24 protein-coding genes are annotated in these 25,335 nt (G+C 63.6%); 18 read left to right on the forward strand and 6 right to left on the reverse strand.

Going from position 1 to position 25,335, the window contains the following annotated elements; genetic code table 11:
* Positions 1 to 209: 209 nt before the first annotated feature.
* Both ACTIGF_RS05670 and ACTIGF_RS05675 read left to right on the forward strand, forming a co-directional pair.
* Complete coding sequence (locus ACTIGF_RS05670; protein ID WP_439635940.1) at positions 210 to 2,624, forward strand: TonB-dependent receptor plug domain-containing protein; 2,415 nt, start codon at positions 210 to 212, stop codon at positions 2,622 to 2,624.
* A 78-nt stretch (positions 2,625 to 2,702) separates the two neighbouring features.
* The gene (locus tag ACTIGF_RS05675) at positions 2,703 to 3,968 is read left to right on the forward strand and encodes an aminotransferase class V-fold PLP-dependent enzyme (protein WP_439635941.1); all 1,266 of its coding nucleotides are present in this window, start codon (positions 2,703 to 2,705) and stop codon (positions 3,966 to 3,968) included.
* 12 nt (positions 3,969 to 3,980) lie between these two features.
* Here ACTIGF_RS05675 and gshB read toward each other — a convergent pair whose 3' ends face one another.
* The gene (gene gshB, locus ACTIGF_RS05680) at positions 3,981 to 4,925 is read right to left on the reverse strand and encodes a glutathione synthase (protein WP_439635942.1); all 945 of its coding nucleotides are present in this window, start codon (positions 4,923 to 4,925) and stop codon (positions 3,981 to 3,983) included.
* A 120-nt stretch (positions 4,926 to 5,045) separates the two neighbouring features.
* On the opposite strand from gshB, the gene ACTIGF_RS05685 reads away from it, so the two are divergent.
* The 11 genes from ACTIGF_RS05685 to rplS all read left to right on the forward strand — a co-directional run bounded on the left by ACTIGF_RS05685 (position 5,046) and on the right by rplS (position 14,328).
* On the forward strand, positions 5,046 to 5,549 hold the full coding sequence (locus ACTIGF_RS05685) for a hypothetical protein (RefSeq protein WP_439635943.1): 504 nt from the start codon (positions 5,046 to 5,048) through the stop codon (positions 5,547 to 5,549).
* Positions 5,550 to 5,585: 36 nt separating this feature from the next.
* The gene (locus ACTIGF_RS05690; RefSeq protein WP_439635944.1) at positions 5,586 to 6,098 is read left to right on the forward strand and encodes a hypothetical protein; all 513 of its coding nucleotides are present in this window, start codon (positions 5,586 to 5,588) and stop codon (positions 6,096 to 6,098) included.
* Positions 6,099 to 6,119: 21 nt separating this feature from the next.
* Positions 6,120 to 6,635 (forward strand): hypothetical protein, encoded by a 516-nt coding sequence (locus ACTIGF_RS05695; protein ID WP_439635945.1) that lies wholly within the window; start codon positions 6,120 to 6,122, stop codon positions 6,633 to 6,635.
* A 170-nt stretch (positions 6,636 to 6,805) separates the two neighbouring features.
* Positions 6,806 to 7,627: a hypothetical protein gene (locus ACTIGF_RS05700; RefSeq protein ID WP_439635946.1), complete on the forward strand. Its 822-nt coding sequence runs from the start codon at positions 6,806 to 6,808 to the stop codon at positions 7,625 to 7,627.
* Between the two features lie 728 nt (positions 7,628 to 8,355).
* On the forward strand, positions 8,356 to 9,903 hold the full coding sequence (gene ffh, locus ACTIGF_RS05705; protein ID WP_273020305.1) for a signal recognition particle protein: 1,548 nt from the start codon (positions 8,356 to 8,358) through the stop codon (positions 9,901 to 9,903).
* 18 nt (positions 9,904 to 9,921) lie between these two features.
* Positions 9,922 to 10,389, forward strand: a complete 468-nt coding sequence (rpsP, locus tag ACTIGF_RS05710; protein ID WP_439635947.1) for a 30S ribosomal protein S16 — start codon at positions 9,922 to 9,924, stop codon at positions 10,387 to 10,389.
* Between the two features lie 165 nt (positions 10,390 to 10,554).
* Positions 10,555 to 11,802 carry a Y-family DNA polymerase gene (locus tag ACTIGF_RS05715; RefSeq protein ID WP_439635948.1) on the forward strand — a complete coding sequence of 416 codons (1,248 nt, stop codon included), beginning with the start codon at positions 10,555 to 10,557 and terminating at the stop codon, positions 11,800 to 11,802.
* Complete coding sequence (locus tag ACTIGF_RS05720) at positions 11,802 to 12,053, forward strand: hypothetical protein (RefSeq protein ID WP_439635949.1); 252 nt, start codon at positions 11,802 to 11,804, stop codon at positions 12,051 to 12,053. Before ACTIGF_RS05715 ends, ACTIGF_RS05720 begins: the two co-directional genes overlap by 1 nt.
* 74 nt (positions 12,054 to 12,127) lie before the next feature.
* The gene (gene rimM, locus ACTIGF_RS05725; RefSeq protein ID WP_439635950.1) at positions 12,128 to 12,658 is read left to right on the forward strand and encodes a ribosome maturation factor RimM; all 531 of its coding nucleotides are present in this window, start codon (positions 12,128 to 12,130) and stop codon (positions 12,656 to 12,658) included.
* Positions 12,659 to 13,228: 570 nt separating this feature from the next.
* On the forward strand, positions 13,229 to 13,933 hold the full coding sequence (gene trmD, locus ACTIGF_RS05730; RefSeq protein ID WP_439635951.1) for a tRNA (guanosine(37)-N1)-methyltransferase TrmD: 705 nt from the start codon (positions 13,229 to 13,231) through the stop codon (positions 13,931 to 13,933).
* Positions 13,930 to 14,328, forward strand: coding sequence for a 50S ribosomal protein L19 (rplS, locus tag ACTIGF_RS05735; RefSeq protein WP_107712113.1), 399 nt, complete (start codon positions 13,930 to 13,932; stop codon positions 14,326 to 14,328). The genes trmD and rplS overlap by 4 nt, the downstream gene beginning before the upstream one ends.
* A gap of 291 nt (positions 14,329 to 14,619) precedes the next feature.
* Here the strand turns inward: rplS and ACTIGF_RS05740 are convergent, their stop codons facing one another.
* Both ACTIGF_RS05740 and ACTIGF_RS05745 read right to left on the reverse strand, forming a co-directional pair.
* Positions 14,620 to 15,642 (reverse strand): glycerophosphodiester phosphodiesterase family protein, encoded by a 1,023-nt coding sequence (locus ACTIGF_RS05740; protein WP_439635952.1) that lies wholly within the window; start codon positions 15,640 to 15,642, stop codon positions 14,620 to 14,622.
* Positions 15,643 to 15,725: 83 nt separating this feature from the next.
* Positions 15,726 to 15,935, reverse strand: a complete 210-nt coding sequence (locus ACTIGF_RS05745) for a hypothetical protein (protein WP_439635953.1) — start codon at positions 15,933 to 15,935, stop codon at positions 15,726 to 15,728.
* A gap of 150 nt (positions 15,936 to 16,085) precedes the next feature.
* Between ACTIGF_RS05745 and ACTIGF_RS05750 the strand changes: the two genes are divergently transcribed.
* Positions 16,086 to 18,059 carry a transglycosylase domain-containing protein gene (locus ACTIGF_RS05750; RefSeq protein WP_439635954.1) on the forward strand — a complete coding sequence of 658 codons (1,974 nt, stop codon included), beginning with the start codon at positions 16,086 to 16,088 and terminating at the stop codon, positions 18,057 to 18,059.
* A gap of 100 nt (positions 18,060 to 18,159) precedes the next feature.
* Positions 18,160 to 19,689: a hypothetical protein gene (locus tag ACTIGF_RS05755; protein ID WP_439635955.1), complete on the forward strand. Its 1,530-nt coding sequence runs from the start codon at positions 18,160 to 18,162 to the stop codon at positions 19,687 to 19,689.
* A 21-nt stretch (positions 19,690 to 19,710) separates the two neighbouring features.
* Here the strand turns inward: ACTIGF_RS05755 and ACTIGF_RS05760 are convergent, their stop codons facing one another.
* Positions 19,711 to 20,973, reverse strand: coding sequence for a polyhydroxyalkanoate depolymerase (locus ACTIGF_RS05760; RefSeq protein WP_439635956.1), 1,263 nt, complete (start codon positions 20,971 to 20,973; stop codon positions 19,711 to 19,713).
* A 59-nt stretch (positions 20,974 to 21,032) separates the two neighbouring features.
* A complete protein-coding gene (locus ACTIGF_RS05765; protein WP_439635957.1) occupies positions 21,033 to 21,689 on the reverse strand; it encodes an SCO family protein in 657 nt (218 codons plus the stop codon).
* Between the two features lie 217 nt (positions 21,690 to 21,906).
* Between ACTIGF_RS05765 and ACTIGF_RS05770 the strand changes: the two genes are divergently transcribed.
* The 3 genes from ACTIGF_RS05770 to ACTIGF_RS05780 all read left to right on the forward strand — a co-directional run bounded on the left by ACTIGF_RS05770 (position 21,907) and on the right by ACTIGF_RS05780 (position 24,679).
* Positions 21,907 to 23,295, forward strand: coding sequence for an ActS/PrrB/RegB family redox-sensitive histidine kinase (locus ACTIGF_RS05770; RefSeq protein WP_439635958.1), 1,389 nt, complete (start codon positions 21,907 to 21,909; stop codon positions 23,293 to 23,295).
* A 111-nt stretch (positions 23,296 to 23,406) separates the two neighbouring features.
* Positions 23,407 to 23,964: an ActR/PrrA/RegA family redox response regulator transcription factor gene (locus ACTIGF_RS05775; protein ID WP_439635959.1), complete on the forward strand. Its 558-nt coding sequence runs from the start codon at positions 23,407 to 23,409 to the stop codon at positions 23,962 to 23,964.
* 19 nt (positions 23,965 to 23,983) lie between these two features.
* Complete coding sequence (locus ACTIGF_RS05780; protein ID WP_439635960.1) at positions 23,984 to 24,679, forward strand: DJ-1/PfpI family protein; 696 nt, start codon at positions 23,984 to 23,986, stop codon at positions 24,677 to 24,679.
* Here the strand turns inward: ACTIGF_RS05780 and ACTIGF_RS05785 are convergent.
* Positions 24,652 to 25,323: a hypothetical protein gene (locus ACTIGF_RS05785; RefSeq protein ID WP_439635961.1), complete on the reverse strand. Its 672-nt coding sequence runs from the start codon at positions 25,321 to 25,323 to the stop codon at positions 24,652 to 24,654. The genes ACTIGF_RS05780 and ACTIGF_RS05785 overlap by 28 nt on opposite strands.
* Positions 25,324 to 25,335: the final 12 nt, after the last annotated feature.

The raw sequence follows: 25,335 nt of genomic DNA on the forward strand, positions 1-25,335 counted from the left end.
GTCTCTCACCCTAGGGAGATTAATCCGAGTTCTGACGATAAGTGCATAAAATAGTTGCATAAATTTTTTAATCCGTCGCCGAAGCATCGCTGATCCGTCACACACCTCCCCTAATCGCTAACGGTCGACTCCGCCATCACATCCGGGCGGACACGTTGCGGTTCATGGGGTCCCGCAGCGTCATCGACGCGTTTTTGGAGGGACAATTCATGCGCATCCTGCTTCTTGCCGGTGCTGCCGCCGCAGCCCTGGCTCATCCGGCCTTCGCCCAGACACAATCCGAAATGGACACCAGCGCCGCCGCACGCGATGACATCATCGTCGTGACCGGCACGCGCCGTGAAGGCCGGACAGCTCTGGATTCTCTGGCGCCCGTAGACGTGATCTCCGGCGTGGCCCTCGACAGCGTGGTGTCTGATGAACTGATGGATTCCCTGGCCGTTCTGAACCCGGCCTTCTCCATCCAGCGCCTGCCCATGGCCGACGGCGCCATCTTCATTCGCCCGGCGCGTCTGCGCACCCTGTCGCCTGACCAGACCCTTGTTCTGGTCAATGGCAAGCGCCGCCACCGGGCGGCTTTGCTCGGCTCGCGCGGCGCCCAGTCCACAGACATGGCGGCGCTGCCTGCGTTCGCTGTGAGCCGGGTTGAGGTTCTGCGTGACGGCGCCTCGGCGCAATATGGCTCGGACGCCATCGCCGGCGTGATCAATGTGATCCTGGACGAGACGGTTGGACTGCGCGCCTTCGCCCAGGCCTCTCAGTATTATGAAGGGGACGGCGAAGAATATCAGATCGGCGCCCAGCTGGGCTTTGAGCTGGGAGACGGCGGCTTCGCCACGGCGACGCTGGAGCATGTGACCGCCGAGCGCACCTCACGCTCGCGCCAGCGCCTGGACGCCATCGCGTTCGAACAAGCCACCGGCATTCAGGTCGCCGATCCGGTGCAGAACTGGGGTCAGCCCGAGCGCGAGGTCGTGCGGTTCGCGTTGAACGCCGCCGCGCCGATCACCGACTTCATTGAAGGCTACAGCCACGCCACCTTCACCCAGGGCCAGGGCGTCAGCGATTTCAACTGGCGCAACCCGGCCTCCACCAGCGCCTATCGCACCAGCCCGCTGGACCCCGCCTATGATCTGAGCGCCATCTTCCCGGCCGGTTTCTCCCCGCAATTCGGTTCGGAAGACCAGGATTACGAGGTCGTGGCCGGTCTGCGCGGCGATCTGGATTTCGGACTGAGCTGGGATTTCAGCGCGTCTCGCGGCCGCAATGAAGTTGATTACTTCATCTACAACACCATCAACGCCTCACTGGGTTCGCAAAGCCCGACCAGCTTCAACGCCGGCGTCCTGGCCCAGCAGGAAACCAATTTCAATCTCGACTTCGTCTATGGCTGGGCGGTCGACGCCTTCGCAGCGCCCGTGAACGTCGCTTTCGGCCTGGAAGCGCGTGAAGAAACGTATGAAATCGAAGCTGGCGACGAAGCGTCCTACGCGGTCGGCCCGCTCGCCGTTGACGGCCTGCCGTCGGGCTCCAACGGATTTCCGGGCTATTCTGATCGGCAAGCGGGAAGCTTCTCTCAGGACAGCTATGCCGGCTATGTCGATCTGGAAGCGCCGGTCACGGACCGCCTGACGCTGGCCGCGGCGCTGCGCTTTGAAGACTTCTCAGAGTTCGGCTCCACCACCGACTACAAGCTGTCAGGCCGGTTTGAGCTGACCGAGGCTCTGGCGATCCGCGCCACCACCTCCACCGGTTTCCGCGCTCCGACCCCGGGTCAGCTGCGTTCTGAGCGCACCTCGCAAGGTCTGGACAGCACGACGCTGAACCTTGTCACCTCAGGGCGCTTCAGCCCGGTCGGTCCGGTGGCGGACATCATCAACGCCCGCGCAAACGGTCCTGAGATCACGGCGCTGGATGCTGAAACCTCGCAGAACTATTCGCTGGGTCTGACCTACCAGCACGCCAGCGGCTTCACCCTGACCGCTGACCTGTACCAGATCGATGTGGATGATCGGTTCTCGACGCTTGGCAGCTTCACCCTGACCGACGCGGAACGGACGCAACTGGCGGCGCTCGGGGTTCCAGGCGGAGAGAGCATCACGCGCGTCTCCTTCTTCCAGAACCAGTTTGACACCCGCACCCGCGGTCTCGATCTGGTGGCGAGCTATGACTTTGATCTGGGCGAAGGCGCCGTCACGCTGACGGGCGCTTATAACTACAACGAGACCGAGGTCACCGGTGAAGCCGCCAGCGGCGTGTTCAACGACGTCTCGCGCACCGTGTTCGAGCAGGGCCTGCCTCAGCACAACGCCGTGCTCAGCGCCGATTACGCTCTGGGCCGGTACAGCCTGAACGCTCGCGCCCGCTATTATGGCGAGTGGACGGACACCGATGACAGCGCCAACGTCATCTATCAGGACTTCGGGGCGGAAATCTTCGTGGATCTCGGTCTTCGCGTCGAGCTGAACGAAAACTTCGCCATGCGCGTCGGGGCCGAAAACATCTTCGACACCTATCCCGATGAATCCCGCCGCCAGGCCAATCGCGGCCTGATCTACTCACGCAACGCCCCGTACGATACCGACGGCGGCAAGTACTATCTGCGCCTGGAAGCCAATTTCTAGGACTGCAAATCTGTACAGGCACAGGGGCGCCGTTGATGCGGCGCCCCTGCTGCGTTTCCCAGCTGAGACGAGTTCCCGATGCCGCTTATGACCCGCCGATCGATCTTCTCCGCCGCCGCCGGCCTGTCCCTGACGGGCATGGCTCGCGCTTTGCCCGCCGTCAGCGCCGACCCGCTTGATGCCGCGCAAGATGAAGCCTACTGGGCTGACGTCTCGGGGCTCTACGACGTTACTGATGAGGTCATTCACCTGGAACACGGCAATTGGGGGATGATGGCGCGGCCGGTGCAAAACGCCTATCTCGCGCATGTGGAGACCGTGAACCGCCGCAATTCCTATTATGCGCGGCGCGAATTCTGGGCCGAGGCGCGCGCCATCAAGGACCAGATCGCCCGGACCCTGGGCTGTGACGCGGACGAAATCGTCCTGACGCGCAACGCCACCGAAGCGCTGCAAGCGCTGATCGGCGGCTATAACAAACTCTCACCGGGCGATGGCGTGCTGTACGCCGATCTCGACTATGGCTCCATGCAGACCGCCATGGGCTGGCTGCGCGAGCGACGCGGCGCGGATCTTGTGACCATCAACCTGCCCGAACCGGCCACACGCCAGGGCCTGATCGACGCCTATGAACAGGCGCTGATCGCCAATCCGCATGTGCGCCTGATGCTGCTCACCCATCTCAGCCACCGCACAGGGCTGGTCCTGCCGGTGTCTGAGATTTGCGCCATGGCGCGCGCCCGGCAGGTGGATGTGATTGTGGACGCGGCCCATTCCTGGGGGCAGATCGACTTTCAGGCCGCGGATCTCGGCGCTGATTTCATCGGCTTCAACCTGCACAAATGGATCGGCGCGCCGCTGGGCGTCGGCCTGATGTATGTGCGCAAGGACCGGATCGAGGATATTGACCCCTTCATGGGCGAAGCCGTGCGCGGCCCCGGCGACCTGTCGGCGCGCGTGCACACCGGGACGACCAATTTCGCCGCCATTCTCGCCATTCCTGCAGCCCTCGACCTGCACGCCGCCATTGGCCCGGCGCGCAAGGCGGCGCGTCTGAGATATCTGCGCAGCCTCTGGGTGGACGCCGCGCGGGAGGCGGGGTTTGAGGTGCTCACCCCTGATGAGCCGGGGCTGCACGCCGCCATCACCTCGTTCAGAGCGCCCGGCCGAACAAGCCCTGAAGACAATATCGCCCTGGCGCGCCGCCTGCTGGAAGAGCACCGGATCTTCACCGTCCATCGCACAGGCGTCGCCCAAGGGGCGTGCGTGCGCGTGACGCCGGGCGTCTTCACATCACCAGACGATGTGCGCGCGCTGGCGGACGCCCTTCCGCAATTGATCTGAGTGAAGCGGGCGTCAGGCCCGCTTGGCTTCCACCCAGTCGATCAGGAGCGCTGACACGTCGACGCCTGAAAAGCGGCGCAATTCCTGAATACCGGTGGGCGAGGTGACGTTGATCTCGGTCAGATAATCGCCGATCACATCAATGCCGACAAAGACCAGACCGCGGCGTTTCAACTCCGGCCCGATGATGCGGCAAATCTCCAGATCGCGCTCGGTGAGGTCAGACTTCACCGCCTTGCCGCCCACATGCATGTTGGCGCGCACCTCGCCCTCGGCCGGCACGCGGTTGATCGCGCCCACCGGCTCGCCATCCACCAAGATGACGCGCTTGTCGCCGTTTTTCACGTCCGGAACAAAGGCCTGAACCATCAAGGGGTCGCGGCTGAGTTGCTGGAACAATTCCACCAGCGAGGCGAGGTTCTCCGCCGTCTCGCGAATGCGGAACACGCCCGCCCCGCCATTGCCGAACAACGGCTTGACCACGATGTCGCGATTATGGCGCTCGAAGAAGTCGCGGATATCCTTTTCCGAGGACGTGATCAGGGTGGGCGGCATGACCCCTTCAAAATGCGTGACGAAGAGTTTTTCCGGCGCGTCGCGCACATGGCGCGGATCATTGACCACCAGCACCTGGTCCATGACATGCTCAAGCATGTGGGTGGTGGTGATATAGCTCATGTCAAAGGGCGGATCCTGACGCAGGAAAATCGCGTCCACCGTGTGCAGGTCCAGAACTTGCGGCTCTGACACGGTCACATGAGCGCCCTGGACCCGCTCCAGCGTTTTCACCTGCTGCGCCGTGGCGCGGACCTTGCCGTTCTCAAGGCTGAGATCTTTCGGCTCATACACCCAGATCTCATGGCCGCGCCCAAAGGCCTCCAGCGCAATGTCGAAGGTGGAGTCCGCGTTCACATCGACGCCGGTGATCGGGTCCATCTGGAAAGCAATGGTCAGCATGGCGGGCCTTTCGGGCAGAGGCGGGATCATTGCGCTGACAGGTAGGGGATGCAGAGGCGGAATGGAAGGCGGCAAGGATCAAGTCTTGCTGATCGCCCATCAGGGGATAACATGCAACCCATGCGTTTTTCTCTGCCCTTTTTGCTCTTGATGATGCTCGCCGCCTGCTCCCCGCTTGAGCCGCATGAACAGCGCATTCTGGACGCCTGCGGCACGCTGGAGCGCGATTACACGCGGTCTGTCCAGGCGGCAGAACGCGGAGACCTCACCGCGATAGATTGCGAGATTGCGGTCGCCGATGGCGTGTTCATGGGTCCGGATGACGACCCGCCCAACGCCATCACCAGCGTCAGCTATCGATATCTTCGCTGGATCGTCACAGGCGAACAGCCCGCAGACATCACCGAACTGGCGGGGCTTCTGGACCAGCAAGCCCTCGAAGCCAATCTGTCGCTGATCTTCACCCATCATCTGGAAGCGACCGGCCAGCTTTATGCCGGGCGCTATGACGCGGCGGGGTGCTTCTTGCGCCCGCCCCGCATGGACCAGCTCTATCAGCGCGCCCAACCCCATCCGGACATGGCGGCGTGCGAGACCGCGGTGCGGGACCATCCGTTTGGCTAGGTCAGGCGGTGGCGAAGCTGTAAGGAGACAACAAACATGAATGTCTTAGGGCGAGTGCTGCCGCCTTCACTTCTGTTCGCTCTGGCTGCCTGCACCGAGCTGGAGCCATATGAACAGCACATATTGGACGCCTGCGGCACGCTGGAGCCTGGTTTTGAGGCCGTGCGGCAAGACGCACTCATGGGGAATCTAGACGCCATCGACTGTGAGATTGCGGTGGCAGACGGCAGTTACAGCATGCGCGTACTCGACCCGCCCGAAGCGGTCGACAGCGTGCGCTGGCGCTATCTGCATTGGATCGTGACGGATGAAGAGCCTGACGATCTCATGGATTTGGCCACCCATCTCGACCAGCAATATCTCGAAGCCAGCCTGTCGCTGATCTTCACCCATCATCTGGAAGCGACCGGCCAGCTCTATGCCGGACGCTATGACGCGGCGGGCTGCTTCCTGCGCCCGCCGCGCATGGATCAGCTCTATCAGCGCGCCCAACCCCATCCCGACATGGCGGTGTGCGAGACCGCCGTGCGGGACCATCCGTTCGGTTAGATGGCAAGAAAGCTCTCAAGGATGCTCAGCTCAAGGGTCTTCACCACTCTGGCTGTCCTGACGCTCTGGCTGTCAGGCTGTGATCGTCTTGAACCCCATGAGCAGCGCATACTGGAGGCGTGCGGGACGCTGGATCCAGATTTTGACGCCACGCGTCAGGCCGCCTATCGCGGCGAGCTCGCCGCCATTGATTGTGAGATCGCCATCGCCGACGGCGTATTCATGGGGCCGTATGATGACCCGCCCTACGCCCTGTTCAGCGTGACCTTCCGCTATCTGCGCTGGATCGTGACAGGCGAGCAGCCCGACAACATTCTCGAACTCGCCGCCCTCTGCGACCAGGCTCATTTAGAAGCCGACCTGGTCATTCACTATAGTGAATTCCTGCGCGCCACCGGGCAGATATACGCGGGTCGTTATGACAAAAACGGCTGTTTCCTGCGCCCGCCGCGCATGGACCAGCTCTATCGCGCCGCCCAGCCCCATCCTGACATGGCGGCGTGCGAGAGCGCGGTGCGGGACCATCCCTTCGGTTAGGTCAGCAAACGGCGCGTGCGCGATGACGGGGTGAAGCGGTAGCTGTTGAAGGCGTTTCCCTCACAGCCATTGTCCTTGAAGGCTTTGAAATGTCGCTTCATCCAGTCGACGCGAGTTCGGACCACCACGCTCGCATTGTTTATCGCCATACAGGGTGATAAATTTCACGCATGCGTGTCTGGGTTGCATGTCTGAGCCTTGTCTGTGTCTCGCTGTCTGCGGCCTGTCAGGACGCCGGGCAAGCTCGGGATCAAAGGCTGGCGTTCGCCGCGTGCAAGGGCGCTTCGCCGAACTTCGCCCCGATGAGCACCTTAAGCCGGGACGAGCAATCCTGCCGTCTGGCATGGGCGGACGCTTCGGCCCATGACGGCCCCACGGCAGACCCTGTCATCTGGCGGATGGCCCTGCTGGACGAAGGCGATGCGATCCCGGCGGATCTGATCCGGCGGTCTGAGCGCACGACCCGAACCCGGCTGTTGCGCGGATTGATGCTGGAGCGCCCCGACACCCAATGGGTTGCTTTAGGACGGTATGGCTGCCTGGAGCCCGGAGCGTTTATCGAGCCGCTCGTGCAGGCCGCCCAACCCGATGCGGCCTCGGATGTCTGTGAGCACTTGTATACGCACAGCCCGCCTCAACTGCGCCCTGAAAGCCTCCACGCCACGCTTCCCTGGGACAGGATATGTCCGAGCTGGAACGCCGTGCTTGAGCTGGAAGCTGATCCGCGACCTGTGATGTACGCGGCTTTCACGAGCGACTCCGAGGCCGCCCGGTGCATGCGCCGTCTCGTGGACGAGATGGCCTATGCGTCAACCGAGATGCAGCTGTTCTGGCAGGCCCTCGAAACGCGCCTCGACCCTGACCAGCCCATCCCGACTGAGTTGAGGACAGATCCAGCCCTTCTTGCGCTCGCAGATCGGGCGCTGACCCAGCCCTTATGGAGCCAACAGGATTTCGAGCAGATCCAGCCGCATATGCCGGGCTTATATTGACCGGTTGTAGCGGCAATGCGCCTGACTCAAACGCGCTTTGGACTGATCCACAGACTGCCTCAAGTTTTGAAGTATATGCTCAGCTGATCTGATGTCACGTTCAACCGAACGAAGACGATCACGGATCGCATCAGGTCTGATACGCTGCCACTCTTGTCCTAGCGCGCGCCCCATATCCAATACAGGCACTCCTCTTGGGATGCCTGGCCGGTCGAAACGCGGATATGGCAAACTTCCATTTCCTTGCATCTCTTCCTCATGCTCCAATGCGCTTTCCGCGCGTCGCAGCTCCGCCCGAACGCGCTCGCGTTGGCCTTCCAACCGTCTGAGTAGTTCTACCTGAGCGCGCCAAGCAGCCACATGTTGCGCGAACTCGCGCCGCAAAACATCACACTCGGGCACTTCACCATATTGCGAACTCATTCTCCCAAGCCCTCCCTCTTCTGAAAGCGCCCAAGTTTGCGGCCGTTTCAGCCCTGTGGGATAAGCTCATCGCTATCCTCACCCTTGACTCTTCCCGCCCCCCCGCGTAAACGCCCACGCTTCAGTGCAAGCGCCACTCGCTTGCCTTACCCGCACACGGCGTCCTGCAAAGCTCAGGAATGAACGCCCGGAGGCGGGCGAGGTCTCCCGCTCGACGAAGGCTCGTCCAGTGGGATGGTTGCGGCGTGCGCGCTTGATCCACACCTTATCGGTGTGACCAGAAGCGAAACGAGGCAGGCGAACACATGTTCGACTCACTTTCAGAACGGCTTTCCGGCGTCTTTGACAGCCTGACCGGGCGTGGCGCGCTGTCGGAAAAGGATGTGGACGCCGCCCTGCGCGAAATTCGCGTCGCCCTTCTGGAAGCCGATGTCGCCCTGCCGGCGGTGAAGGATTTCACCTCCAAGGTCCGTGAAAAAGCGATCGGCGAAGACGTCATCCGCTCGGTCAGCCCCGGCCAGCAGGTCATCAAGATCGTCCATGACGGTCTGGTGGATCTGCTCGGCGGTGAAGGCGAGCCCGAGGGCCTGAACCTGACCGGCGAGCCGCCCGTGGCGATTCTGATGGCGGGTCTGCAGGGCTCGGGTAAAACCACCACCACCGCCAAGCTCGCCAAACGCATTTCCGAGCGCGAGAAGAAAAAAGTCCTCGTCGCCTCGCTCGACACGCGCCGCCCGGCGGCGATGGAGCAGCTGGCGCAGATGGCGGAAAAGGCCGGCGTGAACTGCCTGCCCATCGTCAAGGGCCAGTCCGCCGTCGAGATCGCCAAGCGCGCCATGAGCGCGGGTCGCCTGCAAGGCTATGACGTGGTGATCCTCGATACCGCGGGCCGCACTTCCATCGATGAAGAAATGATGGGCGAAGCCGCCAAGATCGCCGATGTGGCGCGGCCGCGTGAAACCCTTCTGGTGGCTGACAGCCTGACCGGTCAGGATGCGGTGGAGACCGCCAAGCGCTTTGACGAGCGTTTGAAGCTGACCGGCCTGGTGCTGACCCGGATGGATGGTGATGGCCGCGGCGGCGCCGCGCTCTCCATGCGCTGGGTCACCGGCCTGCCGATCAAATTCCTGGGCGTCTCTGAAAAGGTCGACGGGCTGGACGCGTTCGATGCGAAACGCCTGGCGGGCCGGATTCTGGGGCGCGGCGACATCGTCTCGCTGGTGGAGAAAGCCGCCGCCGAGGTCGATCACGAGAAAGCCGAACGCCTCGCCAAGAAAATGGCGAAGGGCAAGTTCGACCTGGAAGACATGGCCGACCAGCTGCGTCAGCTCCAGAAAATGGGCGGCATTTCCGGCATGATGGGTTTCCTGCCGGGCATGAACAAGGCGGCGAAGGCCCAGATGGCCAATGCCGGGTTCGACGACAAGGCGCTGAAACGTCAAGAAGCGATCATCCTGTCGATGACCCGCGAAGAGCGCGCCAAGCCTGACCTCCTCAAAGCCAGCCGCAAGCGCCGCATCGCCATGGGCGCCGGCGTCGCTGTGCCGGAGGTGAACAAGCTTTTGAAAATGCACCGCCAGATGGCGGACATGATGAAGAAGATGGGCAAGAAGGGCAAAAAGGGCGGCATGCCCGGAATGCCTGGAATGCCCGGAATGGGCGGCGGAATGCCGGGCATGGGCGGCGGAATGCCCCCCGGTCTCGGCGATGCGGCGTCTGATCTTCTCAAAGGACACGCGCCCAAGGGCGCCGACCTGCCGGGGCTGGGCGGCCCAGGCGACCAGGGATTGCCAGGTATTGGCGGACCGCTGGGGCCAGACGGCCTTCCGCTCGGCCTCTCAAAGAAAAAATGACCTTAAAGGACCACATCCATGTCTGTTAAAATTCGTCTCGCCCGTGGCGGCGCCAAGAAGCGCCCGTACTACCGCATCGTCGTCACCGACTCGCGCATGCCGCGCGATGGCCGCTTCATCGAGAAAATCGGCCACTACAACCCGATGCTGCCCAAGGACCACGACAACCGCGTGGCTGTGGACACCGAGAAAGCCGCCGAGTGGATCAAGAAAGGCGCCCAGCCGACCGATCGCGTGGCGCGCTTCCTGAAAGACGCCGGCGTCTATGAGTGGACCCACGGCAACAACCCGAAAAAAGCCGAGCCGGGCGAAAAAGCCAAAGAGCGCGCTGCTGAGCGTCTCGAAAAGGAAGAAGCCAAGAAGGCCGCCGCCGCTGAAGCTGAAGAAGCCAAAGCCGCTGCTGCAGCCGCTCCGGCTGAAGAAGAAGCCCCGGCCGAAGAAGCCCCTGCTGAAGAGGCCGCCGCTGAAGAAGAAAAGTCCGAATAGGACTTCTCCTCCAGGCCTTTGATCAACCCCGCCGTGGAAACGCGGCGGGGTTTTTCACATCCGGAGTCAGTGTTTTGGATGCGAATCTGACTCTTTCGGCTTTTTCCCTGAACGCATTTGTTCTATCTTTGTTCCAAAGCGGAAAGCCGCCTGCGGAACAGAACAATGCGCAAACCCGACACCATCGAGCAGCTCTATCTCGACTTTGACAGCTTCTTTGCGAGCGTCGAGCAATACGCCGATCCGCGCCTGAGGGGGCGGCCCGTCGGGGTGATCCCCATGAAGGGCGCGCGCAACACCTGCATCATCGCCGCCTCGAAAGAAGCCAAGGCGAAGGGCGCCAGCTCGGTGATGACCGTACGCGAGGCGCGCGAGGCCGTGCCCGACATGATCCTGGTGGATCAAAAACCCGACCTGTATCGCCGCATGCACGCCGTGATGGTCGCGGAAATCCGCGCCGTTCTGCCCATCGGGGCGGTGAAATCCATTGATGAGCTGACCTGCAAGCTCGACGCCCGCGCCATCGCCGACCCCGAAGGCGTGTCGGACGCGATCAAGGCGCGCATCGCGGCGGAAACGGGCGGCGTGGTCACCGCCTCGATCGGCATGGCGCCCAACCGCTTCCTCGCCAAAATGGCCTGCAAGCTGGGCAAGCCCGACGGATTGACCATCTGGCGCCCTGAAGACCTGCCGGGGCCCTTGCTCAAGCGCCCGATCGAGGAAGCGCCGGGCATCGGCTCGTCCATGCGCAAGCGCCTTCTGAAGGCGGGCGTGGCGGACATGAAAGCGCTCTGGGCGCTGCAACCCAAGCAGATGCGCGCCCTGTGGCGCAATGTGGCGGGCGAGCGCTTCTGGTACGCGCTGCACGGCTATGACATCCAGGCCGAAGCCGCCCAGCGCCGCATGTATGGCCATGGCCGCGTGCTGCCGCCCAGCCATCGCAGCTGGCCCAGCGCCTATGACTGCGCCCGGCTTCTGACGGTGAAGGCCGCCCGCCGCATGCGCCGCGACGGCCGCACCGCCGGGCGCATGGGGCTGTGGCTGCGCCATATTGACGGCGGGTGGAGCGGGGAATTGCCGCTGCACAGCGCCCGCACCGATCGCGATTGCCTGAAAGCGCTGGATGCGCTGTGGAGCGCCGCCCAACGCGCCGATCCGCGCGCACGTCCCATGCGGGCGGGCATGTATCTCACAGACCTTGATGATCCCGGCGTCACCCAGACCGACTGGCTGGTGGAGGATGACGCCCAGGACAAGGCCCGCCGCAACGCCCTGCAGGACGCCATCGACTCGCTGAACAGCCGCTACGCCAAATCGCTTGTCACCCAAGGGGTCTGGACCCCGCCGCCGGGCGGCTATGCGGGCGGCAAGATCGCCTTCACACGTATTCCCTATGCCGAGGACTTCTGGTGATGACCTGGAAAACCGAACTTCGCCTTGACGATCTGCCGCCGCACAGCCGGCTGGAAGCGTTTTGCAAGACCTGCAGCGCGGCGCGTTATTACACCGCACAGGAATTGCTGGCCCGCCGCGCCCTCCAGCACGCCCATCTTGATCAGGTGGAGACCGCGCTGAAATGCGTTCAGCGCGGCTGCGGCGGGGCCGTCGCGCTCTACGAGGTCAATTCAGGCGAGACCGAAGCCTTTCAGGGCGGCATGCCCTAGCGCCTCTCGCGCAGCGCCCGTCTTGAGCTGGAGCGCTCTTCAGGGCAGACAGAGCGCCAGAAAAGGATCCCGCCATGCCCGCACATGAAGAAGAACTTGTCGTCATCGCCGCTGTCGCGGGCGCCCATGGGGTGCGCGGGGATGTGAAGATCAAGCCCTTCGGCGACCCCAGCCAAGTGTGCAGCTATGGCCCCTTCCTGGATAAGTCCGGCGCGGTGATCCTGACCCCGACGCAAGCCAAACCCGGCCCCAACGGTACGGTAACGCTGCGGCTGAAGGAAAACCTCACCCGCGAGCAGGTGCAGGCGATGAAGGGCACGCTGCTGCACGCCCCGCGCAACGCTTTGCCGGAACTGGAAGAAGACGAGTTCTATTATTCAGACCTGATCGGCCTGAGTGTGGAAAACCTTGAGGGCGAAGCCCTGGGCAAGGTGAAATCGGTGCAGGATTTCGGCGCCGGTGATCTCCTGGAAGTCTCAGGCCCTGACGGGGTCTGGTTCCTGCCCTTCACCAAGGCGGCGGTCCCCCATATGGACCTCGCCGCCAGCAAACTCGTCGCCAACCCGCCTGAAACCATTGAAGGCGATGAAGACAAAGACCAATAAGCGCGAACTCGCTTGATGGGCGCCCGGCGGACGGATCTACAGTAAGCATGCCCCGAAACGCCGCATGGGCCTCCGGATCAAGTCCGAAGGCCGAAATGTTGAAGTATTGTGCTCTCGGTCCTCGGGCTTGACCCGGGTACCCATACGCAACCAGCCCCGCGCGCAAACGCAGGTGGAGCCAAAGACGGGTCGCGCGGGAGCGGGCCGTTTGAGTTGAAGATGTGTAGTCTTGAAAGCCGACCCGGCTCCCGCGCTGAAGATGTTTTATCGGGATCGCCGCACGGAGACTTCTGCGCTGTCGCGCCGCCGGTGCAGTCACCGCCTCATCAGACGCCGCCGCCCTGGACCGCTCGGTGACACCCCGCCTTTTCGCATAAAGGCAGCGTTACAGCCCTTATGCTCGGGACATCTCGCCCCTCCCAGCCTGAACGCGCCGGCCGCCCGTCATGGAAGAAACGCGTGAGAGTATGGCTCAGCTTTGGGAGGGGCGGATAAGTTTGCGGCTGTCCCTGCCCCCTGACTCCCTTCTCTCCTTGCGTCACAGGGTTTGGCGCCCCATAAGCGCGCGCCATGACGTTTAACGCTTCGGTTCTCACCCTCTATCCGGACGCTTTTCCGGGTCCGCTTGGGGTCTCATTGCTCGAGACTGCAAGAAAGAACGGACTCTGGGCGCTTGAGACGGTGGACATCCGGTCGTTTTCCCGTCATAAGCACGCCTCCGTTGACGACACGCCGGCTGGCGGCGGCCCAGGAATGGTGCTGCGCCCTGACGTATCGGCGGCGGCGATCGACAGTCTTCCAAGGGATGGACGACCGTTGATCTATCTGACGCCTCGGGGCAAGCCGCTCACTCAAGCCATGGTGCGAGAGTGGTCGGCAGGTCCGGGCGTTATTGTCTTTTGCGGCCGCTTCGAAGGTCTCGACCAACGGGTCATCGAAGCGCGCGGCATGGACGAGGTGAGTGTCGGCGACGCCGTGCTCGCCGGGGGGGAAGCCCCCGCCATGGTCCTCATCGAGGCCTGTGTGCGGCTGATCCCCGGCGTGCTTGGCAAGATCGAGAGCACCGAAGACGAGAGTTTTGAGGGTGATCTGCTCGAATACCCCCATTATACGCGACCGCGTGAATGGGAAGGGCATGAAATACCCGACGTTTTGCTGTCAGGCGATCATGGCCGGATCGCCCGGTGGCGTAAGGAACAGGCCGAAGATATAACGCGACTGCGCCGACCCGATCTCTGGACGAGATATCAGCGGCGTCAAGGAGAAGAGCCATGAACCTGATCCAACAGCTCGAGCAGGAAGAAGCCGTCCGCGTGCTCGGCGACAAGAAAATCCCCGAGTTCTCTCCGGGTGACACGCTGACCGTGAACGTGTGGATCCGCGAAGGCGACCGCCAGCGGGTTCAGCGTTTCGAAGGCGTCTGCATCGCCCGCTCCGGCGGCGGTCTGAACGAGAACTTCACTGTGCGTAAAATCAGCTTCGGCGAAGGCGTGGAACGCGTCTGGCCGGTGTACAGCCCGCTGATCGAGTCCATCGAGATCAAGCGCAAAGGTAAAGTGCGCCGCGCCAAGCTGTACTATCTGCGTGACCGCCGCGGTAAATCCGCGCGTATCGCCGAGCGCACCACCGGTCGCGGCATCGAGCCGCGCGGCAAGAAGAAACAAGGCTAAGGCCTTACGCTTCTTGAGCGACAAGATAACGCCCGCCGGAGATTTCCGGCGGGCGCTTTTTGTTGTGAATTTGTACGAGGCCCTGCGGGCTTGGGATTTTCTGTTCTCCCTCGCCTCCGCTCGGTCGATCCTCGCTTCGCTGCGGGCGGCCTTTGGCCTTGCGGCCCTGATGGGCCGGTCATCCTCATCCTCGCTTCGCTGCGGGCGCGCGGTCGCGCTTGCGAGCCCATCGGGCTCAGTTTCTGGGCCTGACGGGCCGGGGCGCGGAGCCCCGACCCAGCCAAGTATCAGCTATTCGCCGACCATCTGGTCGCGTACGGCGACGGCGGTGGCGGGGAAGTCCGCGAAGACGCCGTCCACGCCCTCGGCATAAAGCGCGCGCAGCTCGTCACGCACATCACTGCCGGTCAGCGGCTCGCGATCATCGCGCACCGTCCAGACATGCACCTCAAGGCCCAGATCATGCGCCTGCTCGACAAAGCCCGTGCTGTCGCCCTCTGGCGTGAGCAGCAGCGTTTTATAAGCGCCAATGCCGTCCGCGAACCCGGCGATCTCCTGAAGGCTCAACCCGTCCGCGTTTGCTCCTTCCGCATCCGGCCCCGCATACAGCATGGCCAGCGGAACCTCTGACACGGCGTTCAGGCGCTGCAGGAACGGGGCGTCAAAGGACTGGATCACCACCGGCGCATCCGCACGGTTGAGATCATGCGCCTCAAGCGCCGCAATCAGGGCGGGGAGCGGGTCGAGACCCATCGCCGTCAGCTCGGCCGGCAGTTTCACTTCAGGCTCAATGGCTATCACGCAGGCGCAGCGTTCTTCTTCAGCGTCCACAAACGCCAGAAAATCGTCAAACGTCATCACCGGGAATTGACCATTATAGGACTGATCTCGGTCGTCCATGGTCTGGCTTGCCGTCAGGGTGCGCAGCTCGTCAGCAGTAAAAGTCGGAACCCACCAATCCTCACGCCCCATGATCTCGCTGCGGCGGTCGGCGAATTCGGGCCGGTTGGCGATATCGGTGGAGTGCGACAGATACGGATCATGGCGCACGATCAGCACGCCGTCCGACGACATGATCAGATCGGGCTCGATCACATCCGCGCCTTGCTCCAGCGCCAGCTGATACGCGGCCTGGCTGTGTTCAGGGCGCAAGCCTGACGCGCCGCGATGGGCGATCACTAGCGGCGGCTGACCGTCCAGTGTGTTCCAGAGCGGCGCCGTCACGTCCGGCGCAGCGTCTGCCTGCGGCGCTTCAGATTGGGAACAGGCGCTCGCCAGCAGCGGCGCCAGCACAAGAGCGGCAATACGGTTCATGGTCATCCCCTCGCCATGCCAAAACAGGAGACGGACTTTAATCCGCGCCGTACAGATTCAGAGTGATGTTTTCGTGACGGCGTTTAGCCGCGCACGCCACGCCCTGTGGGGTCGATCGGATCATCAACCGGGCCCGGCCCGCCGGGCTCTGACGGCGCGCAATACGGCCAGCTGCCCGAATTGGGACCCTGGTCCGTGCACACGGAATCGCCTTCGGGGATCATGGCGCAGCCCGAGACGGCCAGCAGAACGGCCAGCGACGCGCTCAGGCTCACAAGACGACGAATAGACATGTCAAATCCCCTCCACCCCGGCTTGATCCGGATGGGCAGAGCTTCCCCCGGCTAACGCCCTGACGCAACCCAGGCCACGCTCTTTTATAGTTCACGCAGCCTTAACGCCGCATCGGGCATGAAGAGCAGGTCTCAACGTTGGACGCTGTCATGGCTCGCACACACCGCTCCGCCCGATCCCGCAAAGGCCGCATGCCGGTCTGGTTGCGCGTGCTCACCATACTGGTGATCGCCGGCGGGTTGCTGACGACTGGCGTCGTCGTGCACCTGGCGCGCACCCTGCCCGATCTCAGCGCGATCGAACCCGCGCCGCACTCCGGTGAAACCGTGCTGCTGGATCGCGACGGGCGCACCATTGCGCGCCGGGGCCAGTCCACCAGCGCCGTAATCACGGCCGACGCCTTGCCGCAAAACCTCGCCGATGCGGTTCTGGCGGTCGAGGACCGGCGTTTTTACAGCCATTTCGGCATCGACCTGATCGGCACGGGGCGTGCGCTGATGGCCAATATCCGCGCTGGCCGCGTGGTGCAGGGCGGCTCGACCATCACCCAGCAATTGGCCAAGAACCTGTTTCTGAGCTCCGAGCGCACCTATGAGCGTAAAGCGCAGGAAGTGCTGCTGGCGCTCTGGCTAGAGCATCGTTTCACCAAGGATGAAATCCTCGCGCTCTATCTCAACCGCGTCTATTTCGGGGCCGGGGCCTGGGGGGCGGAGGCTGCGTCCCGACGCTATTTCAGCAAGCCTGCCGATGATCTGAGCATCGGCGAAGCCGCCTTGCTGGCCGGGCTTCTCAAAGCGCCGTCGCGTTACGCCCCGACCAATGACTCCCGCCGCGCCTCGGTCCGCGCCACGGTGGTTCTGGATTTGATGTACGCCACAGGCCGGATCAGCCAGAGCGAGCGCATCGACGCCGCCTCCACGCCGATCCGGGTCTCGCGCGGCAGCTCCAGCCCCGGCGCGGGCTGGTTCGCGGACTGGGTGATGACCCAGGTGCGCGAGCTTGCGCCCGGCCATCAAGGCGATCTGATCGTCCGCACCACGCTGGATGTGGACGCCCAGCGCGCCGCTGAAACCGCGTTGACGCAAGGGCTTGAAAACCCCGATTGGGCCCGCGGCGCCAGCGAAGGCGCCCTGATCGCGCTCGACAGCCAGGGCGGGGTGCGCGCCATGGTCGGCGGCCATGATTATACGCAAGCGCCGTTCAATCGCGCCGTGAACGCCCGTCGCCAGCCCGGCTCCGCCTTCAAGCCCTTCGTCTACGCCGCAGCCTTCGAAGGCGGGCTCAGCCCCGAAGACATCTTTGTCGACGCCCCCATCTCCTATGGCGACTGGGCGCCGCAAAACTATGGCGACCGCTATGAGGGCGAGATGACGCTTGAACGCGCCTTCGCCCGTTCTTCAAACGCCATCGCCGTGCAAGTGGCTGAAGCCACGGGCCGAGGCTGGGTGATGCGCACCGCGCGCCGGATGGGCATCGACAGCCCGCTTGAAAACACCCACGCCCTGTCGCTGGGCGCCTATGAAGTGACCCCGCTGGAGCTGGGCCAGGCCTATCTGCCCTTCATGAATGGCGGCCGCAGCGCAGACGCCTACGCGATTTTGTCCGTGCGCACGGCTGGGGGCGACATCCTGTTCGAGCATGAGCCTCAGCAGGGCGAGCGCGTGCTGGCGGATCGTATATTGCGCCAGATGGATCAGCTGTTTGACGCCGCCGTCAGCTATGGCACCGCTCGCAGCGCCCGTGTGGGCGGGCGGCTTGTGCGCGGCAAGACCGGCACCACAAACGACAATCGCGACGCCTGGTTCGCTGGGTGGATGGACGGGCTGACCGCGGTCGTCTGGATGGGCAATGACGATTACTCCGCCACGACGGACGCCGTCGGCGGCGCCGGACCCGCCCGCGTTTTCGCCGCCTTCATGAGCGCCGCGCCCGTGCCGCCGCGCGGGCTGGACGCCGTCCTGGCCGATGCCCCGCGCAGTGACGACCCCATCGCCAACTTGCTCAGCCCGCCTGTGCAAGCCGACCCCGCGTCTCAGCCTGCCCCTGAGGAAGCGGAAGAGGCGCCCGCAGATGACGCTGATCCCATTGCAGATCTTCTGGGCCGTCTCGGCGGCGCGCAATAACAGCTGATGCTCACCCTATGATACAGCCTGCAAGCCGTCTGGGTTTGCGCCGAGTCTTGCGATAGGCTCGCCAGAACACCGCTTCGCCAAAGGATGGACCATGGCCGTATCGACCCGTCGCGCCCCTCTCGCCTTCGTGCTCGCCTTGGGACTGGGTCTTGCCGCCTGCAGCCCAGAGGCCGGGCCCGGCGATCGCTCTGACACGCGTTCGCGCCCTATCAGCGAAGCTCAGGCCCAGTCTGCGCTGGCCGATTTCGGGCTCGAGGAGCAAGGCCGCGCGAACTGGTCTGAGCGCCGCTTCGAACGCGGCGCCTATGTCTTCACAGACTTCGCCATGACGCTGGAAGACGGGCGCCTGACCGCGAGTGAGCTGATCCTGACCGGCCCGCAACGGCTGGAAGACCAACCTTTTTTCACCGCGCTCGAGATGCAGAACGCTGTCATCGAAGCGCAGGACGGTGACATGAGCGCGGAGTTTTTCTCCTTGCGCGACCCGTCTGAAGCCCTGGCGCGCAAGGTTGCAGACCTGCTTCGCGGTGAAGACAGTCTTGAAGGCCTGGACGAGGATCGGTCCGGATTTGGCTTCGCCCGCCTCGAACTGGCCGCGTTGGCGATGCAGTTTGAAGACAAGCCCGCCAGCACGCTGTCCCTGACGCTCGATGCCTTGGTGCTTGAAGGCTTTGAAAACGGGGAAACCCTCCAGTCGGGTCAGTTGAGCGCGCTGGCGCTGGACGACCGGGACGAACAGGGCGGCCCCTTGTCCTTGCGACTGGGCGGCATGCAGGTCTCGGGCGTAAAACTGGACGGTCTTGATGACGGCTCGCCACTGGGCGCCAGCCTGATGTCGCCCGATCAGGCGCCGTATGAGACGCTGACCGTGCAGAATCTACTGGTCTCGGCCGGCGGGATCGCCATCACGCTGCCCGACATGTCCGCGAGCGTTGAAACGCTGGGAAGCGGCGTGCTGTCCTCACAACTCGATCTGCCCTCACTGACGCTGAGCCCCGCGCCCGGTCATCCGCAAAGCGCTGAAATCGAACGCAGCTTTGACATGCTGGGCTATGATCAACTTGAACTCAGCGCATCAGGCGAAAGCCGGTACGACCCGCAGACAGATCGCGCCTGGACCGAGGGCGCAAACATCATTCGCCTTGTGGACGGCCTCACCCTGAGCTTTGAGCAGGACGTGTCGGGCCTGAGCGCCTACGCCGCACAGGCTGAGGAGCTGACCGCTGGCAAATCTGGCGCGACGCCTGATCCCGCCCAGCTGATGGCGCCGTTGATGATCCATCACTTCAGGCTGCAGCTGACAGACGACTCCCTGATGGAGCGGATCACAGCTCAAATCGCCCAACGCTCTGGCGTCAGCGAGCAACAGGCGCGGGTCCAACTGGGCGCCATGACGCGGATGGGGCTGGCCTTCGCAGGCGCGCAGCTGCCTGCGGGTCTGGTCGATCAGGCCGGACCGGCGCTTGACCGCTTCATCAGCTCAGGCGGCGTGCTGACCTTTGAGATGGCCCCCGAAACCCCGGTCTCCGCCGCAGTCTTCGCGGACTATCCCGCGCCGGATGCGCAAAGCCTGGGCCTGAGCGTCACGCATGAAGGCGGCGACGCGCCGGAACCGAAATAGCCTCAAGCGCACAAAGGGGCGTTAAGCCCCTTTGTCGTGCTCGGCCATGAAGGCTTTCATCTTCGGTGCGATCTCTTCGCGGAACCGGCGACCGTTGAAAACGCCGTAATGGCCGACGCCGGGCTGGACATGGTCCAGACGCAGAGATTCAGGCAGGTTTGAGCACAGGGTGTGCGCCGCCTGAGTCTGGCCGATGCCGGAAATGTCGTCGTTCTCGCCCTCGACCGTCAGAAGCGCCACATCGGTGATCGTCTCGGGTCGCACCAGACGCTCCCCCACACGCATCTCGCCACACGCCAGAGTGTGCGCCTGGAAGACCTCGTGGATGGTCTGAAGGTAGAATTCCTCGGTCAGGTCCATCACGGACAGGTATTCGTCATAGAACTGACGGTGCCGGTCGGCGCTGTCGCCGTCGCCCTCCACCATGTGCTGGAAAAAGTCCCAGTGGGCGTCCACATGGCGTTCGAAATTCATGTTGATGAAGCCGGTCAGCTGCAGGAAGCCCGGATACACCCGGCGCATGGCGCCCGGATACACGGCCGGCACGGTCTGGATCAGGTTATCCCGGAACCATTCGTACGGACGCTCTTCAGCCAGCTTGTTGGGCACGGTGGGGGATTTGCGCGCATCAATGGGCGAGCCCATGAAGGTCATCGAGGACGGACGCGCCGGATCCTCATCTTCAGCCATCAGCGCAATCGCCGCCAGGGTCGGCGGGCCGGGCTGACAGACCGCCACCACATGGGGGTTGTCGCCCAGCGCCGTGATCATCTCGCGCACATACAGCACGTAATCGCCCAGATCGAAGCGCCCGTCGCTCACCGCCACCCTGCGCGCGTCTGTCCAGTCGGTGATGTAGACTTCGTGATCGGGCAAAAAGGCCTCGACCGTACCGCGCAGCAAGGTCGCGTGATGGCCAGACATCGGCGCCACGATCAGAACGGAGCGGTCCTTCAGCTCTGTCACCTTCACGCCGCGCGCTTTCGCCAGCGCCGCCCGGTCGCGCTTGAAGTGAAGCAGGGAGCAGAAAGGCTTGCTCCAGACGGTGTCGGTCACGACGTCCACGGGCTGGTCATTGACCAGAACCGGGCTCAAATCCCATTCAGGCTTGCCGTAATACCGGGTCAGGCTTTCAAACAGGTCCGCGGCGGCGGCCGTGGTCCGGCCCGCCAGGGTGTCAAAGGCCGGGTGGAGCGGCGAGCGCAGCGATTGCCGGGTCATATTGGCGGCGGCGCGCCAGGGCATCAACGCCGCCCGGCTCATTTCCAGAAAAGAGTAAAGCATAGCCATTATCCTCCACGCCTGAGCTCGGTGGAGCCCGCAGCGCTGTCAGCTCATCGCAATTATGCCGGGTTATTCTCTAAAAACTGTTGAAGTCGTGACGCGATTTGGTCGGGCGTCGCCTGATGTGGAAAGACTTCAACAAATTCTCCCTCGCGACCCATCAAGTAGATGAGCGAGGAATGATCCATGGTGTACTCCGCCAGTGTGCCGTCATCCTCCACACGGCGATAGTAAACGCGGTACGCGCGCGCCGCGTCCCGGATCTGCTCTTCGCTACCGGTCAATCCCGTCAAACCTTCGGGAAAGGCGGGCGAATCCACATAGGAGGCCAGCGCTTCAGGCGTGTCGCGTTCGGGGTCCACAGTGATCAGAAGCGGCTGAAACTGCGCCCTCTGCGCCTCCGGCAAACGGTCCAGCGCAGCGGCCATGACCTGCAGCGAGGTCGGACAGATGTCCGGGCAATAGGTGAAGCCGAAATAGATCAGCATCGGACGACCGGCGAAGTCGGCGTCGGTCACGGTCTGTCCCGTCTGATCGACCAGAGTGAACGCGCCGCCGATATCCGCTTCCCCGGACATGCGCACGGGCGCTGCGCCCGGCGACCCGGATCGCGCCGGGTTCTGGCCTGAAAGCGTCAAAAGCAGAATCGCAGCCAGCCCGGCCAGAACAGCGGCGATCACCGGGAAAAGCCAGATCGGTCGATTTTTCAAGTCCATGAAGAATCCTGTGTGTGGCTGTGCGCTGGCGCAGCGCGAACCATCCCATTGATCTACGACATTCTTGTGTCAGATGCGAGCCCTGGCTATGGCGGTGCAGCATAAGTGATAAGCGGGTGCAGCCTTGGCTGGCGAAAAAACCGCCTCCGGCGACATGACGGGGCCGCAGCGCGTCAGAACGTCCCGTTGACGGCTTGGACAGGCATGGATCAGCTGCTTGGCTGACGATCTGGGAAAGAACAACACCGTGCGCGACACCCATAGTGAGCCTGACTGGTCAGAGCTGGACGCAGACCCGAACCTGACCCCGGTGTTCGGCCGCGTCCGCTTGCGGACCTTGATCCTGCTGCGCTGGCTGGCGGTGACCGGTCAGACCATGGCCGTGATCGTGGTCTTTTACGGTCTGGGGTTTGATTTGCCGCTGGGCGCGTGTCTGGGCGTGATCGCGGCCAGCGCCTGGGTGAACGCCTGGCTGTCGCTGGCCATGCCGACCCAGCGCTTCGCCAAGGATTGGGAAGCCTTCCTGCAACTGGCCTATGACGTGATCCAGCTGATGGTCCTGCTGGCCCTGACCGGGGGGCTGACCAATCCGTTCTCGGTCATGCTGGTCGGGCCGGTGGTCATCGCCGTCGCCGCCCTGCCGGGTCGCTGGTGGCTGACGCTGGCCGCCATCGCCATTGTCGGCTCGATCTCGCTGAGCATCTGGCATTTGCCCTTGCCCTGGTCGGACGCCGAGGCCGTGGTCCTGCCCTCCACCTACCGCGCCGGGATCTGGGTGGCGCTGGCCATCGCCATCGCCTTCACCGCCGTTTACGCTTGGCGCGTCGGATTTGAAGCCCAGCGCATGGGCGCCGCCCTCGCCGCCACCCAGAGCGTGCTGGCCCGCGAACAGCGTTTGTCAGCCCTGGGCGCGCTCGCCGCCGCAGCAGCGCATGAGCTGGGCACTCCGCTCGCCACCATTCAGCTGACCGCCAAGGAAATGTTGCGCGCCGCCCAGGACGACCTCTCGCGCGAGGATGCAGACCTGATCATCTCGCAAGCCCAACGGTGCCGGGACATCCTGCAGCGTCTGTCTCAATCCTCACACAACACAGCCGACAAAATGCATGAACGCATCGGCTTGCGTGAATTGATGGATGAGGCCGCCGCCCCGCTCAAAGGCCTGGACGCCCATGTGGTGGTCAAGCTTGCGCCGACGCCGGACCACCCCGACGCCCCCGTGCTCAAGCGACAGACAGAGCTGTTATACGGATTGGGCAATTTCATTGAAAACGCTGTGGATTTCGCTGAAACCGAAGTCCAGATCATCGGCGCCTGGAGCGACACCCAGCTCAATATCGTCGTTCAGGATGACGGGCCCGGCTTTCCGCCTGACATCCTGGCCAAGCTGGGCGAGCCCTATGTGACCACGCGGCGCAGCCAGCCCGGCTATGGCGGTTTGGGGCTGGGGGTCTTCATCGCCGTCACCCTGATCGAACGCATCGGCGGCACGGTCGACCTGACCAACGCCGCTGAAGGCGGCGCACGGGTGTCGCTGACCCTGCCGCGCGCCGCGCTTGAAGCCGAACCCATGAGTGATGTGGGCGCATCCGATTTATCGCCCTAAATCTGATCCCTGACAGCTGCCTTGATCTCATTGCGCCCTTTGCAGACACTGGGCGAATAGGACTAGATCATAGGCCTGATTTCTCGACCCGGTTAAAGGAGCCCCTCGGCCGTGACCGAACACACTGAACTGGACCTGCCCGAAGACAAGACCTTGCTGCTGGTCGACGATGACGAGCCCCTGCGCAACAGGATGGCCCGGGCGATGGCGAGCCGCGGTTTTGACGTCATCGACGCCGTCGGCACAGTGGCGGAGGCGATGAGCATCGCCCGCAACAACCCGCCAGCCTTCGCAGTGGTGGATTTGCGCCTGGACGACGGTGACGGGCTGGACGTGGTGCGGGCGCTGCACGAGACCCGCGAGGATTGCCGCGTCATCATGCTGACCGGATATGGCAATATCGCCACCGCCGTCGCGGCGGTGAAGTCAGGCGCCGTGGATTATCTCGCCAAGCCCGCCGACGCCGATGACGTGATGAAAGCTCTGCTCGCCAAGCCCGACGCCAAGCCGGCCCCGCCGGAAAATCCCATGAGCGCGGACCGGGTGCGCTGGGAGCATATCCAGCGCGTGTTCGAGCTGTGCAATCACAATGTGTCGGAGACCGCACGCCGGCTGAACATGCACCGCCGCACCCTCCAGCGCATCCTCGCCAAACGCGCGCCGCGCTGACGCCTCTGGAGTTTTGCGCATGGGACTGACTGTCGGCTTCTTGCTGTTTGACGACCTGACCCAGCTCGACTTCACCGGACCGTTGCAGGTTCTCAACCGCTTGCCCGATGCGGAACTGGCGCTGATCGCCAACTCAGACGGTCCGGTGCGCACCGATTGCGGGCCGTTCATCCTGCCCAATCATACGCTGGAGACCGCCCCCGATCTTGATTTGCTGTGCATTCCCGGCGGGTATGGCGTCGACGCGGTGATGCAGGACGCGGCCATGCTGGACTTTGTCCGTCGCCAGGCCGCGCAGGCGCAATACGTCACGTCGGTCTGCACCGGCGCCTTCATCCTGGGCGCAGCCGGACTGCTACAGGGCGTGCGCGCGACGACGCACTGGCGCTATCACGATCATCTCAAAGCCTTCGGCGCGATCCCTGTGAAAGACCGCGTCGTGCATGACGGCCGCGTCATCACGGGCGGCGGCGTGACGGCGGGCATTGATTTCGCGCTGAGCCTGGTGCGAGAGATCGCGGGCGAAGAGACGGCGGCCGCCATTCAACTCGGCCTGGAATACGATCCCGCCCCGCCGCTGAACGCGGGAACGCCGGATCAAGCCTCCGCACAGGTGCGCGACGCGGTCGAGGCGCGGATGGGGCCAAGGCTTGAGGCCTTTTCACACATCGTCTCTCAAATCACGGCTCAGACCGGGTACGTTCCAGACCAATAGCGCCGACCGCGGTCCAGCTCGGACAGGCTCGCCGCTAGCGCCTGCATCCAGATCTGGCTGGGAGCCAGCGTGACAGGGCCGTCGGGACTCCCGTCCGGAGCAAGCGCCATTGTCTCCGTCACCCCGCGCGCCAGATGATGCCGCCAGAGCTGTTTGACCACAGACGCGTCTCCCGCATTCAACGCTTTGTATAGGTGCGCATAAACAGCGCCCAGAACCGGATCGCCACAGGTCAGGTAAAGCTGGGTCAGATCATCGCTTAGCTTGGCGTTCGACATCTGCCGGGCGGCATACCCGCTGCTATTGGTCTTGGTTTCGATCAGGCAGGCTTGAAATCCGTCCTCCGTCACGCGAACGAAGATGCCATCCACGCCCTGCGGACCGGTTCCGGGCTTGCCGTTGATCGGGCGCCAACCCTGCGCCGCCATCATCACACTGGTCAGAGCTTCCCCGAACGCGCCCTGGTCGTTGGAGCTGACAAAGGCTACAGGCGTGACAGGCCTGAAGGGAGGCAAAGGCGGCGCTGTCAGGCCAGCGTCTTCAGATGCGCCTCCGCCAGACCCCAAACGACAGAGCTTGCGCGCCGCCAGCCCCGCCAACACAGCTGCGACCGCGCTAAGGCCCGCCAGGATGAGAAGATCCATAATCATCGCGTC

This window comes from Oceanicaulis sp., from assembly GCF_051859625.1.
Taxonomy (GTDB): domain Bacteria; phylum Pseudomonadota; class Alphaproteobacteria; order Caulobacterales; family Maricaulaceae; genus Oceanicaulis.